The 14597-nt window shown below is 73.7% G+C and carries 12 protein-coding genes; 7 read left to right on the plus strand and 5 right to left on the minus strand.

What is annotated here, in order from left to right:
• Nucleotides 1-13: 13 nt before the first annotated feature.
• Entirely contained in the window at nt 14-2215 is a 2202-nt protein-coding gene (locus tag E6P78_RS15525) for an alkaline phosphatase family protein (RefSeq protein ID WP_240799221.1), read from the plus strand.
• Nucleotides 2216-2234: 19 nt separating this feature from the next.
• Here the strand turns inward: E6P78_RS15525 and E6P78_RS15530 are convergent, their stop codons facing one another.
• From E6P78_RS15530 to E6P78_RS15540, 3 genes are all read right to left on the minus strand, one after another.
• Nucleotides 2235-3287 carry a LacI family DNA-binding transcriptional regulator gene (locus E6P78_RS15530; RefSeq protein WP_136204177.1) on the minus strand — a complete coding sequence of 351 codons (1053 nt, stop codon included), beginning with the start codon at nt 3285-3287 and terminating at the stop codon, nt 2235-2237.
• Nucleotides 3288-3362: 75 nt separating this feature from the next.
• Nucleotides 3363-3968: a DUF305 domain-containing protein gene (locus tag E6P78_RS15535; RefSeq protein WP_136204178.1), complete on the minus strand. Its 606-nt coding sequence runs from the start codon at nt 3966-3968 to the stop codon at nt 3363-3365.
• An 80-nt stretch (nt 3969-4048) separates the two neighbouring features.
• Nucleotides 4049-4993 (minus strand): DUF1996 domain-containing protein, encoded by a 945-nt coding sequence (locus E6P78_RS15540; RefSeq protein ID WP_136204179.1) that lies wholly within the window; start codon nt 4991-4993, stop codon nt 4049-4051.
• 303 nt (nt 4994-5296) lie between these two features.
• Here E6P78_RS15540 and ligA point away from each other — a divergent pair, with 303 nt between their 5' ends.
• The 4 genes from ligA (at nt 5297) to secD (ending at nt 11468) form a co-directional block, all read left to right on the plus strand.
• Nucleotides 5297-7417, plus strand: a complete 2121-nt coding sequence (gene ligA / locus E6P78_RS15545; RefSeq protein WP_136204279.1) for an NAD-dependent DNA ligase LigA — start codon at nt 5297-5299, stop codon at nt 7415-7417.
• A 179-nt stretch (nt 7418-7596) separates the two neighbouring features.
• Nucleotides 7597-8412: a rod shape-determining protein gene (locus E6P78_RS15550; protein ID WP_206307817.1), complete on the plus strand. Its 816-nt coding sequence runs from the start codon at nt 7597-7599 to the stop codon at nt 8410-8412.
• On the plus strand, nt 8409-9128 hold the full coding sequence (locus E6P78_RS15555) for a hypothetical protein (protein ID WP_136204180.1): 720 nt from the start codon (nt 8409-8411) through the stop codon (nt 9126-9128). The genes E6P78_RS15550 and E6P78_RS15555 overlap by 4 nt, the downstream gene beginning before the upstream one ends.
• Nucleotides 9129-9170: 42 nt before the next feature.
• The gene (gene secD, locus E6P78_RS15560; protein ID WP_136204181.1) at nt 9171-11468 is read left to right on the plus strand and encodes a protein translocase subunit SecD; all 2298 of its coding nucleotides are present in this window, start codon (nt 9171-9173) and stop codon (nt 11466-11468) included.
• A gap of 106 nt (nt 11469-11574) precedes the next feature.
• Here secD and E6P78_RS15565 read toward each other — a convergent pair whose 3' ends face one another.
• Entirely contained in the window at nt 11575-12384 is an 810-nt protein-coding gene (locus E6P78_RS15565; RefSeq protein ID WP_136204182.1) for a helix-turn-helix transcriptional regulator, read from the minus strand.
• Nucleotides 12385-12447: 63 nt separating this feature from the next.
• Here E6P78_RS15565 and E6P78_RS15570 point away from each other — a divergent pair, with 63 nt between their 5' ends.
• On the plus strand, nt 12448-12753 hold the full coding sequence (locus E6P78_RS15570) for a 4a-hydroxytetrahydrobiopterin dehydratase (RefSeq protein WP_136204183.1): 306 nt from the start codon (nt 12448-12450) through the stop codon (nt 12751-12753).
• 13 nt (nt 12754-12766) lie between these two features.
• Here the strand turns inward: E6P78_RS15570 and E6P78_RS15575 are convergent, their stop codons facing one another.
• Nucleotides 12767-13729 (minus strand): LysR family transcriptional regulator, encoded by a 963-nt coding sequence (locus E6P78_RS15575; RefSeq protein WP_136204184.1) that lies wholly within the window; start codon nt 13727-13729, stop codon nt 12767-12769.
• Nucleotides 13730-13822: 93 nt separating this feature from the next.
• On the opposite strand from E6P78_RS15575, the gene E6P78_RS15580 reads away from it, so the two are divergent.
• Complete coding sequence (locus E6P78_RS15580) at nt 13823-14560, plus strand: class I SAM-dependent methyltransferase (RefSeq protein WP_136204185.1); 738 nt, start codon at nt 13823-13825, stop codon at nt 14558-14560.
• Nucleotides 14561-14597 lie beyond the last annotated feature (37 nt).

Here is a 14597-nt window from a genome sequence, read left to right on the forward strand (position 1 = left end):
AGGTGACGAGGGCGTGGGCGACAGGCGATGGCGGCGAGCCGGCAGCGCGCTGATGCGAGTGATCGCGGTCTGGGCCGTCTCGACGCTCACCATGCTCGCGCTCGCGGGCATCCTCCCGGACTTCCGGCTCCAGTCCGAGGACGGCGACACCGTCACCAAGACCGCGTTCACCGCGGCCTGGGGCGCGGGCGCCTTCGGACTGCTCTCCGCACTGGTCTGGCCGGTGCTCGTACGGGCCCTGCTCATCGTGCCGGCCCTCGTCCTCGGCATGCTCGTCTTCTTCCTCAACGGCTCGCTGCTGCTGATCGCGCTGCGGCTCATCCCGGACGGCCGGGGCGCCGCTGCCCCGGAGACCGCCGTCGTCGTCGCGGCCGTGATGTCGGCCGTCGCCTCCGCGACCTCCACGGCCCTCGCCGTCCGCGACGACAACGCCTACCGCCGCCGGCTCTCGCGGCTGGCCGACCGGCGCCGCCGGCGCAGCGGCACGGGCGGCGCCGGCGGGGGCCCGCCGGGCACCGTCTTCATCCAGCTGGACGGGGTCGGCCACGACGCCCTCGTGCAAGCCGCCGCCGGGGGCTTGATGCCGACGGTCGCGCACTGGCTGGCCGACGGCGAGGGGCACCGGCTCACCCCCTGGCGCACGGACTGGTCCAGCCAGACCGGCGCCAGCCAGCTCGGCATCCTGCACGGCAGCAACCACGACGTCCCCGCCTTCCGCTGGTACGAGAAGGAGACCGGCGTCGTGATGGTCTCCAGCAAACCGGCGAGCGCCCTGGAGATGCAGCGCCGGGCCGTCGCGCGCACCGGGGACAGCGGACTGCTCACGCTCGACGGGGCCAGCCGGGGCAACCTCTTCAGCGGCGGCGCCCACCAGCTCGCGCTCGTCCTGTCGATGGCCGCCAGACTCGGCAAGGGCCGCCGGTCGCGGGCCGGGTACTTCGCCTACTTCTCCGACCCGGCCAACGCCGTCCGCACCGCCGGCTCCTTCGCCGCGGAGGTCTGCCGGGAGATCGCCCAGTCCACCCGGGCCCGCCTCCGCAAGGAGACGCCCCGCATCAAACGCGGCGGCCTGTACCCCTTCATCCGCGCCTTCGCGACCGTCGTCGAACGCGATGTGGTGGTCGCCGCCGTCATCGGCGACATGTTCGCCGGACGCACCGCGGTCTACGCCGACCTGGTGGCGTACGACGAGGTGGCGCACCACTCGGGGCCGCGCAGCCGGGACGCCGAGAAGGTCCTCGCACGTCTCGACCGGTCCCTCGCCCTGATCGCCAAGGTTGCCGAGCACACCCCGCGCACCTACCGGATCGTGCTCCTGTCCGACCACGGCCAGAGCCCGGGGGACACCTTCGCGGGCGTGTACGGGCTCACCCTCAAGGACCTGGTGCGGGCGGGCAGCGGACTGCCGGTGCCGCGCAGGGCGCAGCGCACCCGCAGCGCGTCCGAGGCCCGCGACGCGGTGCGGATCGCCCTGCACCGGCCGGTCGCCGAGGGCCAGGAGGAGCACGTCGCGAAGCCCTCCGACCCGATAGTCCTCGCCTCCGGGAACCTCGGCCTGATCTCCTTCCCCGACATCGAGGGACGCGCCTCGCTGGAGCAGCTGGAGCGCCGCCACCCCGCCCTGCTCTCCACGCTCGCCAACCACCCCGGCATCGGCTTCCTGCTCGTACGCAGCGAGCGGTACGGCTCGGTGGTGCTGGCCCACGACGGGGTGCGGGTGCCCGTGGCGGAGCTGGCCGACGGCCGGGGGCCGCTGGCCCCGTACGGCACGGGGGCGGCGGACGCGATCCGGCGCACGGACACCTTCCCGCACGTCGCCGATGTGATGGTCAACTCCATGTACGACCCCGCCACCGGCACCGTGCACGCCTTCGAGGAGCAGATCGGCTCGCACGGCGGCCTGGGCGGCGACCAGTCCAGGCCGTTCCTGCTGTGGCCGTGCTCCATGACGGACCCGCTGGACGCCGTCGCGGGCGAGGACGGGGAGCGGCCGGACGAGCTGGTGGGCGCCGAGGCCGTCCACCGGGTCCTGCGGTGCTGGCTGAACGAGGCCTCGGGCCCCCAGGTGCCGGTGCGGCGGGACGAGCAGCCGGGCGGCCGGACGGGCCGGTGGACCCGGCGCGGGCAGGCCAAGGGCTCCGGGACGGGCGCCCGGACGGGCCGGTGGACCCGGCACGGGCAGGCCAAGGGCTCCGGGACGGGCGCCCGGACCTGACCGCCCGACGGCCCCCGGATCAGGCGGACTGCCGCCGTACGAGAGTCGGGTGGAAGATCACGGACGGGGCCGGGTCGCCCGGTTTGCCGATCTGCTTCAGCAGCAGCCGGGCCATCTCCGCCGACATCTCCTCCACCGGCTGCCGGACCGTCGTCAGCGGCGGATCGCAGGTCAGCGCCGCACTGCTGTCGTCGAACCCGACGAGGGCCACGTCCCCGGGCACGTCCTTGCCGGCCCGCAGCAGCACGGGCACGGCGCCCAGCGCCATCAGGTCCGACGCGATGAACACCGCGTCCAGGTCCGGACGGTCCGCGAGCAGCCGCCGCATGGCCGTCGCGCCCCCGGCATGGGTGAAGTCGCCCTCGGCGGTCGCCACGTCCCGGATGCCGTGCGCCGCGAGCGCGTCCAGGAAACCACTGAGCCGCGCCTGACCGGCCGGCATGTCCTGCGGGCCCGACACCGTACCGATCCGGCGGCGGCCCAGCGAGGCCAGGTGGTCGGCGGCGAGCTGCGCCCCGGCCCGCTGGTCCGACTCGACGTAGGTCAGCGGGGTCGGCCTGAGCGGCTGCCCCGCGAGCACGGCGGGCAGCCGGGTTCCGTGCAGCAGCCCGGGCAGGGGATCGTCCGCGTGCGAGGAGATCAGCACCACCCCGTCGACGTGCCCATGGCGCAGGTACGACAGCAACTGGTCGCGGGACTCCTGGTCGTCGGCCAGCATCAGGACCAGCTGGATGCCCGCCGGACGCAGCACCTCAAGGAGCCCGCCGACCACGCGCCCGAAGTACGGATCGGAGAACATCCGGCCGACGAAGGGCTCGGGCACGGTGCGCCGCTCGCGCTCCGAGACGACGAGGGCGATCGAATCGGTGCGCCGGGTCACCAGCGAACGGGCCGCGCGGTTGGGCACGTAACCCGTGGCGTCCACCGCCGCCTCCACCATTCGCCGCATCACCGGGTCCACGGTGGTCGCCCCGTTGATCACCCGGGACACCGTCGCCCGTGACACCCCGGCCACCCCGGCGACGTCCTCCAAGGTGACGGGACGGGCGGGCAGCGGGGAGTCGGCAGTCATGCAGTCTTTATACCGGGTGGTACGACCGACGCGTGAAAGGTTGTGCAGGCCTTGGGGGTACGTTGACCGGGGGCGTCAGCCGGAACCGCCGGGAAGGGCCGGGAGCCGGGCGAGTTCGGTGCGGCGGGCCGTCACCAGGTCGGCGGCGAGCCGCTTGGCGTCCGGCCGGGTGCCGGCCCCGGTCTCGGAACGCGATACCTCGGCGGACTGGTGCAGATGGTCCTTCATCTGCGCGACCAGGAACCGGTCGAAGGCCGCGCCCTTCACCGTGCGGGCCTGTGCGAGGTCGTCCGCCGTCACCATGCCCGGCATGTTGTGGCCCTCGTGGACATTGGTGTCCGGCAGCCCCATCCGGGCCAGCAGCGGGCGCAGCCGGGAGAGTTCATCGTTCTGCGAGGCCAGCAGCCCGGCCGCCCAGTGGCGTACCCCGGCGTCGCCGCAGCGCTCGGCGGCGAGCGAGAGCAGCGCCACGGCCTGCTCGTTCATCGGGGTCATCAGCTGGACCCAGGCGGCATCCGTCGGGTCGGCCGGGGCACCGGAGGCCGGAGCGGAGGCCGGGGGTGCGGAGACCGGGGGAGCGGAGGCGGGTGCGGGCGGACGCTCCGTGTGCGCCGGGCCCGCGCAACCGGCCGCGAGGAGGAGCAGGATGAGCGCCGCTGTGCTGCGGGCCGCCTTCGTCACGGGGATTCCTCGGGGTTGGAGCCCGTCCGGGGCACACGGCCCCGGACGGGCGGGGGGACGGGGGTGCGGCGGTGCGGCGGTCAGGGGGTGCCGTTGGCCCCGCACTTCACGATGGCGTTGATGCAGTCGCGGACGCGCTGCGCCATCTCGGCCTCGGGCCACACGTTGAAGAAGTCACCGTGCATCGTGTAGCCGGGACCGGACGCCAGCCGGAACCGCGACGGGTCGCCGTTGACCGGGTACCGCAGCACCTGACGGAGCTTGGGCACCGGCACCGGGTGGGTCGAGGGGCACTCGCCGCCGACCGGATACGCCATGTGGCTCTTGTGGTCGGCCGAGTCGAGGTCCTTGCCGTTCCAGCACTGCGGGAAGTCGAGGTACGACTCCAGCATCCCGTCCGCCGGGCAGTTGACGAAGTCGTGCGACGGGTTGACCTCGCCGTGGTGCAGGCACGACCAGCGCGAGATGGTGTTGTCGTCGGGGCCGGTCGCCTTGGCGTTGCCCGCGACGATGCGCAGGCCCCGGGGGAGGGGCTGGATGCGCTGGATGACGTCGTCCCGGACGCCTTCGCCCAGGTAGTAGAACGTCGTGCCGGTGGGCTCGACCTCCTTGTTCCCGTCGTACAGGGTGGGCACCCAGTACGACGACAGGTCGATGTCGGGTGAACACGTGCTCCTGGCACGCTCCAGCGAGGCGAGGTCGGAGTTGCCGTTCGTGGAGTCGTTGCCGAAGAAGCTGTGCATGTGCGAGGCGCCGGGCAGGCCCGGGAAGATGATCGGGTCGTCGGGCGCCCGGTGGGTGTAGGGGCACTCGGCCAGGAACTCGGCGACCCGGACGACATCGGCGGCCGCCTTGGGGGCGGGGGCCGCCGCGGCGGCCGGGCCGGCGGACGCGCTGCCGGTGGTGGCCTGGAGGAAGGTCAGGGCGAGCGCGGCGGCGGCGAGCGCCGCCGTGCGGTACCGCTTGGGCGGCAGGGCTCTGCGGCGGCTGTCTTCGCCGGTGCGTCGTTGACGGAAGAAGAGCACGGCACTCCTGTTCGGGGAAGTGGGGGGGCCTGATCATGGGGACCTGACCAGGGTTGAGAGAGCACCGAGAGAGCGCTCTCTCCATGGAACGTAAAAGCGTGTTGCGGGCATGTCAATAGGGCGCACAGAACGGCAATTCTTTGCGCTTTGAAGCCAGTTTGGATGCGAAGGGTCTCGGAGAGCGCTCTCTCAGATGCATTGGTCAGAAGTGGCGTGCCCGGGAAAGCGGAAGGAAGCCCTCCGGCGTCGCGGAGTGGGAGGCCGAAGGCGGTGGCCGGGGTGCTGTCAGTGGTGGGCGGCAGGATGGAGGGCATGACGAACTCAGCTGTTGTGCTCGCCGACACCGCCGCCTACGCCGCTGCGGTCGAACAGGCGTCGCAGGCCGCCGCCGCGTACTACGCCACGGGCGAGAGCACGCTCGACGACGACGGCTACGACCGGCTGGCGCGCGGGATCGCCGCGTACGAGCAGGACCGTCCGCAGGAGGTGCTGCCCGCGTCGCCCACCGGCAAGGTGGCCGGCGGCGCGGCCGTCGGGGACGTGCCGCACACCGTGCCGATGCTCTCCCTCGACAACGTCTTCTCGGCCGAGCAGTTCGCCACCTGGACCGCCTCGCTGGAGCGCCGGATCGGACGGCCCGTCACCGCCTGGAGCGTCGAGCCGAAGCTCGACGGACTCGCGGTCGCCGCCCGCTACCGCGAAGGCCGCCTGGAGCAGCTGATCACCCGCGGCGACGGCACCGCCGGTGAGGACGTGTCGCACGCGATCGGCACCGTCGTCGGACTCCCCGGACAGCTCGCCGGACCGGACACGATCGAGATACGTGGCGAAATCCTCATGACCACCGAGCAGTTCGAGCAGGCCAACACCGTCCGCACCGCCCACGGCGGCGCCCCCTTCGCCAACGCGCGCAACGGCGCCGCGGGGACCCTGCGTGCCAAGGACCGCGCGTACACGGTGCAGATGACGTTCTTCGCCTACGGCGCCCTGCCGCTGCCCGACTCCGGCGAAACGGCCGCCATGCCGGCCGAGCTGCCCCACAGCGAGACCCTGGCGTATGTCGCGGGCCTCGGCGTGCACACGGCGGGGGACCCGGAGGTCGCGCCGCGCACCGTCACCACCGTCGAGGAGGTCCAGGAGCGGATCGAGGAAGTCGCCGCGCTGCGGGCCGCGTTGCCCTTCGGTATCGACGGCATCGTCATCAAGGCGGACCTGGCGGCCGACCAGCGCGACGCCGGCGTCGGCACCCGCGCGCCGCGCTGGGCCATCGCCTACAAGCTCCCGGCCGTCGAGAAGGTCACCCGCCTCCTCGGCGTCGAGTGGAACGTGGGACGCACCGGCATCATCGCGCCGCGCGCGGTGCTGGAGCCCGTCGAGATCGACGGATCGACCGTCGGCTACGCCACCCTGCACAACCCGGCCGACATCACCCGCCGGGATCTGCGCATCGGAGACCACGTGATGGTCTACAAGGCGGGCGACATCATCCCCCGCATCGAGGCGCCCGTCGCCCAGCTGCGGACCGGCGACGAGCAGCCCGTCGTCTTCCCCGAGGTGTGCCCGCAGTGCGGTTCGGACATCGACACCAGCGAGCAGCGCTGGCGCTGTGTACGCGGCCGCGACTGCCGCCTCGTCGCCTCCGTCTCGTACGCGGCCGGGCGCGACCAGCTCGACATCGAGGGCCTCGGCACGACCCGGGTGGTCCAGCTCGTGGACGCCGGACTGGTCGCGGACTTCGCCGATCTGTTCACCCTGGAGCGCGAGCAGTTGCTCGCGCTCGACCGGATGGGCGAGACGAGCACCGACAATCTGCTGACCGCGATCGACGCGGCACGCGCCCAGCCGCTCTCCCGGGTCTTCGGCGCCCTCGGCGTGCGCGGCACCGGGCGCTCCATGTCCCGCCGGATCGCCCGCCACTTCGCGGAGATGGACCGGATCAGGGCCGCCGGCGTGGACGAGCTCCAGCGGGTCGACGGCATAGGCAAGGAGAAGGCGGCGGCCGTGGTCGCGGAGCTGGTGGAGCTGGCCCCGCTGATCGAGAAACTGCTCGCCGCCGGGCTCACCATGACCGAGCCGGGCGCCACCCCGCCACCGGAGCCGGGCGAGGAGGGCGACAAGGCCGCCGTGCCGGAGGGCGAAGGGGCCGGTGAGGGCGCGGACGGGCTGCCGCTGGCCGGGATGACCGTGGTGGTCACCGGGGCCATGACGGGCACGCTGGAGAAGCTGTCACGCAACCAGATGAACGAGCTGATCGAACGGGCCGGCGGGAAGTCCTCCTCCAGCGTCTCCAAGCGCACCACGCTGCTGGTGGCCGGTGAGAAGGCGGGCTCCAAGCGGACGAAGGCGGAGGGCCTGGGGGTACGGATCGCGGCACCGGAGGAGTTCGCGGAGCTGATCGGGGAGTTCCTGCCCGTCGAGGCGTGACCTGTCCGTCACGTGGGGCGGGGGCCGGGCGGTGGGTGGCGGTTGGCGCGTCCTTCGATTTTGCTTGGGAGTGGCTTTCTTTGCCTCCCTATTGCATAGTGAGGGCTCGGCCATGCCTCGCTATCAGCGGGTCACTGGGTGTGTGAACGGCCGCGGCAGCGGGGCGGGGGTGAGGGGCGATGCGTTCTTTGCGCGACGGGCGGCGGCACGACCGCTCCGTTCACCGGCACTACCGGGGCGCGACCCGAGGGCTCGCGCTCGATCTCGGCAGCTCCCGCACCCGCGCCTGGGTTCCCGGACAGGGCATCGTCGCGGACACCGCAAGCGGCGACGGCGGCGAGTACGGCCACGTCCGCCCCGTCCGGCGCGGGCGCATCGTGGACCCGGAGTCGTGCGGCCGCATGCTGGCCCGCATCGCCGACCGGGCCCTCGGGGGCGACCGCGACGACACGGTGATCGTCCTCAGCCACCCCGTCCTCGCCGGCCCCGGACACCGCACCGCCGCCCGGGACATGCTCCGCGCGCTCGGCCCCTCGGACGTCATCGTCCTGGACAGCGCCAGGGCCGCCGCCGCGTACGCCGGACCGCGGGACGGGGGCCCGCTCCTCGTCATCGACGTCGGCGCCGAGCTGACCGAGGCGACCCTGCTCGTCGACGGCCTGGTGCGCGACGCGCGTCTGGCCGAGACCGGGCTCAGCGACCTGGAACCGGGTGAGGCGCCCGCCGTCGTGGTCCGCGCCGTCCTGGACATGGTCATGGCCATGTGGCGGCAGGACCGGCACGGCGCGCTGCTCGGTGCCCTGCGCCGGGGGCCGTTGCTCGCGGGAGGCGGGGCGCTGCGTCCGGACATCACCAATCGGATAGCGGTCCGCCTCGGCGTCCCGGTCCGGCTCGCGGACGACCCGGCGACCACGGTCGTACGCGGAGCCGGACTCATCCTCAGCTCGGTGCTCCGCCACGCCGCCGCACCGGCCCTGCCCGGCCGATCCGGGTGACCCCCCTCCCGGGGCCGCCCCCGGGGAACGCGCACCCCGGGAGCCGGCCGGCCACCCCGGCACACGGCGCACATGCCTCGGCGACGCGGCGGCTCCTGGCGGCGCTGCTCCTCGCGGTGCTCACGGTCGCCGGCGGCGCGCCCGTCGCGGCGGGCGCCGGTCTGCCCGTACGCGCGGTGGCGACCCTTGCCGGGGCACCCACGCCGCCCACCTCCGGCCTCCCCGAACCCGCCACAGCTCCCGCGCCGGCCACGGCCCCCGCGCCGGCCACGGCCCCCGCACCGGCCGCGGCTCCCACCTCGACCGCCTCGCCCGTCTCGGGTACCGCGCCCGCGCCAGGCACCGCCTCCACCTCGACCACGGCCCCCACCCCGGCCGCTGCTCCCACCTCGGCCACGGCCCCCACGTCGGCCGTCGCGCCCATGGCCGTCGCCGACCGGGGGTCGCGTACCGAGCCGTGGGTGGCCGCCGAGCATCCCCGTACGCCGCACCAGCTCCCCCCGCCGGGGCCCGGCGCACTGCTCCCGTGCCCGGCCGGCGTCCCCCTTCCGCCCCCCGTCCCCTGGTCCGTACGCGCCCTCCCCTGTGCCGCCGCCGAGCGCCTGCGCGTCGCGCTCCCCGGTGTGCGCGGGCCTCCGGGGGCCGGTCCTCACCGGCCCGGGGACCTGTCGCAGGTCCCGCTCCCCATCACCGCCGTGCCCTCCTCGCCCTCCTGACGGGTGCGGGGGCGCTCGGCGTCCCCTCGGAGGAAACCCGCAATGACGCGCGCCACCACGGTGCGGGCGGTTCTGGCTGCGGCCGTACTGCTCGTCTCCGTGTTCATCACGCTGACCATGTCACCCAGACTCGGCCTGGATCTCCAGGGCGGCACCCGCATGGTGCTGCAGGCCAAGGACTCCGACACCGCGAAGGCCGACCGCGAGAGCACCGACCGAACCCTGGAGGTGCTGCGCCGGCGAATCGACTCGCTCGGCGTCACGGAGCCGACCCTGACCCGGTCCGGCGAGGACCGGATCATCGTCGAACTCCCGGACGTCCAGGACCCCCGCAAGGCCGCCGAGGTCATCGGCAAGACCGCCCAGCTGACCTTTCACGCCGTCCAGGGTCCGGGCACGGCCGACGGCGCCGAGGGCAAGGACGGGCTGACGCTCCCCGACGAGCAGGGACGCGAACTGGCCCTCGGCCCCGCCGCGCTCTCCGGCGCGGGCGTCAAGAAGGCGTCCGCCGAGTTCGACGCCCAGCAGGGCGCGGGCTGGACCGTCTCGCTCGACTTCCACAAGGACGCCGGGCGGGACTGGACCCGGCTGACCGGGGAAGCGGCCTGCCACCCGGTCCAGGACGAGCGGCGCCGGGTCGCCATCGTCCTCGACCAGCAGGTGATCTCCTCGCCCCAGGTCTCGCCGACCGTCTCCTGCGGCACGGGCCTGCCCTCCGGCTCCACCCAGATCACCGGCTCCTTCAGCGCGGACGAGGCCCGCGAACTGGCCCTCCTGATCGAGGGCGGCTCCCTGCCGGTGCCCGTGGAGATCGTCGAGCAGCGGACGGTCGGCCCGACGCTCGGAGCCGCCGCCATCGACGCCAGTGCCCGCGCCGCCCTCATCGGCGCCGCCGTCACGGCCCTGTTCATCACGGTCGTCTACCGCCTGTTCGGCGCGCTCGCCGCCGTCGCCCTGGCCGCCTACGGCGTCATCTCGTACGCGGCACTGGTCGCGCTCGGCGTCACGCTCACCCTGCCGGGACTCGCCGGTTTCGTGCTGGCCATCGGCATGGCCGTCGACGCCAACGTGTTGGTCTTCGAACGGGCCAGGGAGGAGCACGCCCAGCGCCCCGGCCGGCCCCTGCGTTCCTCGCTCACCGCCGGGTTCCGGGGTGCGTGGAGCGCCGTCGCGGACTCCAACGTGACGACGCTCATCGCGGCCGGGCTGCTGTTCTTCCTCGGCTCGGGCCCGGTCAAGGGCTTCGGTGTCACGCTCGCCATCGGTGTCCTGGCGTCGATGTTCTCCGCGCTCGTCATCGCCCGCGCGCTCACCGAGACGGCGGCCCGCATCCGGTTCGTCGGCGACTACCGGGGCGTCAACGGCATCGCGATCCCGGGCCGGGTGCGCACCTGGCTCAGCCGGCGCGACCCGCAGTTGATGCGCCACCCGCGCCGCTGGCTGATGATCTCCACGGTCCTGATCGCGGTGGCCGTGGCGGGCATCGTGGTGCGCGGGGTGAACTTCGGCGTCGAGTTCACCGGCGGCCGGCTCATCGAGTACTCGACGAGCCGCCCCGTGGAGGTGGAGACCGCGCGCGCCGCCCTGGCGGACGCCGGGTTCGGCGATGCGGAAGTCACCACGGCCGGCGCCGGCGACATCTCGGTGCGGACCGGGGACCTCGACAACAACGGCGAACACAAGCTGCGGGCCGCCCTGGCCGCCGAGGGCGGTGACACCACCAAGGTCCGCGACGAACTCATCGGCCCCAGCCTCGGCGACGAACTGCGGCGCAACGCGCTGATCGCCCTGGCGATTGCCGTACTCGTCCAGCTGGCGTATCTGGCGATCCGGTTCCGCTGGACGTTCGCCGTGGCCTCGGTCGGGGCGCTGATCCACGACGTGATCATTCTGATCGGGGCGTTCGCCTGGCTGGGCCGCACCGTCGACGGCATCTTCCTGGCGTCGCTCCTCACCGTCATCGGGTACTCGGTCAACGACTCGGTGGTGGTCTTCGACCGGGTCAGGGAGCTGTGGGCGAAGGCCCGCAGGCGGCCCCTCGCGTCCGTGGCGAACCAGGCGGTCCTGCAGACCGTGCCGAGAACGGTGAACACCGGGATGGGCGCCCTGTTCATCCTCACCGCGCTCGTCGTGCTGGGCGGCGACTCCCTGGAGGACTTCGCCCTCGCCCTGCTGATCGGCATCGTCGTCGGCACGTACTCCTCGGTCATGACCGCCGTACCGGCCGCGCTCCTGCTGGAACGCACCAGCAAGGTCCCGCCGCCCGCCCGCACCCGCGCCCCGCGCGCCAGGAAGGGGGCAGGGAGCCGGGACCCGCACGACAACGGGGCACGGGTGTAGGGCCTGTCGTCGCGCGGCAGACGGGAATGTGACGACAGGGCCTGACCAGGCGGCCGCCCCGGTGCCGATCAGCCGGTACGCGGGGCGGCCGCGCAGGCCGTCGTCGTCAGGGCACGAGGGACCGCAGATGGGCGGCGGTCTCCTCGTCGGCGGGCAGCAGCGTCTCGATGGCCAGCTCCGCCACCGTCACATCCATCGGCGTGTTGAACGTCGCGATCGACGCGACGAACGACAGCAGCCGCCCCTCGTGCTCGATGACCAGGGGCAGTGCGAACGGCACCGACGACGAGGGCGGCTCCCAGTCCCCCTCCCCGCCCGGGTCCGCCGCCACCGGATAGCCCGCGACCTCCTCGTACAGCTCACGCAGTTCTGCCGAACGGACCAGGGCGATCTGCCGTTCCATCTGGGCCAGCAGATCGGCCCGCCACTCCCGCAGGTTGCGGATGCGCGGGGCGAGGCCGTCCGGATGCAGGGTGAGCCGCATCGCGTTCAGCGGCGGGGCGAGCAGATGCTCCGGCACCCCCTCCAGGAGCCGTGTCATCCCCTGATTGGCCGCCACCACCGTGTACATCCCGTCCACGACGAACGCCGGGTACGGGTCGTAGCCCCGCAGCAGCCGGTCCAGGCCGTCGCGCAGCGCCCCCATCGCCGGGTCGTCGAGCGCGGTCTCCGTGTAGTGCGGGGCGTAACCGGCCACCACCAGCAGGGCGTTGCGCTCCCGGACCGGCACCTCCAGGTGCTCGGCGAGCCGCAGGACCATGTCCTCGCTGGGGCGCGAACGCCCGGTTTCGATGAACGAGATGTGCCGGGCCGACGAGCCGGCCCGCAGCGCCAGCTCCAGCTGGCTGATCCGCCGCCGCTCCCGCCAGTTGCGCAGCAGCGGCCCTACCCCCGTGTCGAGCGCGACAGTTGTCATACGAAGACCGTAACGTCACCGGCACCGCCGACCGGCATCGACCACCAGTGAGGGAGCCGCCGCATGCCCGCCGCACCGCTGCCGCGGAACGAGATCGAGGACCGGCTGCGCGAACTGCCCGGCTGGACGCTGGAGGGCGACCGGATCGCCCGCACCTACCGGCTGCCCTCCCACTTCGCCGCCGCCGCACTCACCATCCACATCGCCCGAATCCAGGACGAGCTGAACCACCACAGCGACCTGACTCTCGGCTACAACACGGTCGCCCTGTCGGTGAACTCCCACGACGCGGGCGGCAAGGTCACCGAGAAGGACCTCGGCCTGGCCGCCAGGGTGGCGGCCGTGGCACCCGGCCACGGAGCCGAGTAGCACCCCCCGGCCGTCAGGGCGCGGCGCCGAAGCGGGGGTGCGCGGCGAGCCAGCGCGTGTAGCTCTCGCTGCGCTCCACCGCCTGGGCGTACGCCGCCCGGGTGTGCCCGCTGACCGCTCCGGCCGCCGCCGACGCCGCCGCCGAACGCGGATGCCAGCCCAGCAGATGGCGCCAGCTGAGAGGCGCCCCGCTGACCGGCCGCGTGACCACACCCGGCGTCGGCGGGAACGTCGCCCGGCACAGTCCGACCGCCCGCCCCACCTGGACCAGATGGACGACGGACGTGGTGTCGGTCTCGTACACCGACGCCGGGCTGAAGCCGGCCCGCGCGCAGGCCGCCACGAAGCAGTCCGCGAAGCAGCCGTCGCCCGGCACGTCCGCCCAGCACTCGCCCGCCAGCTCGGACAGCTCCAACTCGCCGCGCCCGGCCAGCGGATGGGTCTCCGGCAGCATCACGAAGACCGGATCGACCCCGATGACCTGCCACTCCAGCCGGTCCGCGTCCGGCGCGGCACTCTCGCCACAGGTCCCGATGAGCGCGAAGTCCAGCCGTCCGTCGACCAGTTGCGAGGCGATCTCGGCCACCGACCAGGAGGTGTACGTGGAGACGGGCGCGGCTGGGTGCGCCGCCGCCAGCCGGTCGACGAGCCCGCCGAGCAGCGGGCCGTGCGTGCCGCCCAGCCGGAACCGCTCCATGTTCCCCATGGCGTTGGCGAACCGCACCGCCTCCTCCTGGAGTTCGCTGACGGCGGGCAGAACCACCCGGGCCCGCTCCAGCACCAGTTCGCCCAGAGGCGTCGCCCGCGCACCCGTGTGGTCCCGGTCGAAGAGCGGGCCGCCGAGCGCCTTCTCGATCCGCCGCAGCTGTGCGCTGAGCGCGGGCTGCGCGAGACCGAGCGCGGCGGCGGCCTTGGTCAGGCTTCCGGTGTCGGCGATGGCACGTACGGTTCGCAGATGGCGCAACTCCAGCTCCATCACCGCAAGTTATGGCCACCGAGGTCTCACGGCAATACGTCGATGGTTTAGACCTTCGGTCGGGACTTTGCGGACTGGCCTAGAGTCGCCCGGATGCTGGACTACGACGAAGAAGCCGCCCTCTACGACGCCACCCGTGGCGGGGTGCCGCGTGCCGAGGCCGCGGCCGACGCCGTGCTCGGCCTGATTCCGACAACTGCCCGCTCCCTGCTGGACATCGGCTGCGGCACGGGCCTGGTCACCGGCCGGATCGCCGTCGGCCGCCCCGGGCTGCGGGTGATCGGCTCCGACACCGCGCACGGCATGGCCGGCGTCGCCCGGGAGCGCGTCGGCGCCGTCGTGCTCGCCGACGCCCGCCGGCTGCCGCTGCCCGACGCCGGGGTCGACGCGGTCACCGCCGTCTGGCTGCTGCACCTGCTGCGCGAGGACGGCGTGGCGCGGGCGGTGGTCACCGAGGCCGCGCGGGTGCTGCGGCCGGGCGGCGTGTTCGTCACCACCGTCGACAAGGACGCCTCGCACGACGTGGGCAGCGACATCGACGAGGCGTTCGCCCCGTACCTGGCACCCACCCCGTCCGACGGTACGGACCTGATCGTCGCGTACGCCGCCGAGGCCGGCCTCGATGTGCTGGGGGAGGCGTTCTTCCGCGGCCACGGGCAGGGCCGGAGCCCGCTGAGCGCGGCGGGCGCCGTCCGCCGGGGCTACTACGCCTCGCGCCTGTCCCTGCCCGGGGCTGCCGCCGAACACCTCGCCCGCGCCCTGACCGCCCTGCCCGCCCCCGAGCGGCGGCGCGCCGACCCCGAGTACCGGCTGCTGGCCTTCCGCCGCTGAGCCCTGAGCCGGGCGCCCGCACGGACGCCCGGCTCAA

Source organism: Streptomyces sp. A0958 (genome assembly GCF_004795035.1).
GTDB lineage: Bacteria > Actinomycetota > Actinomycetes > Streptomycetales > Streptomycetaceae > Streptomyces.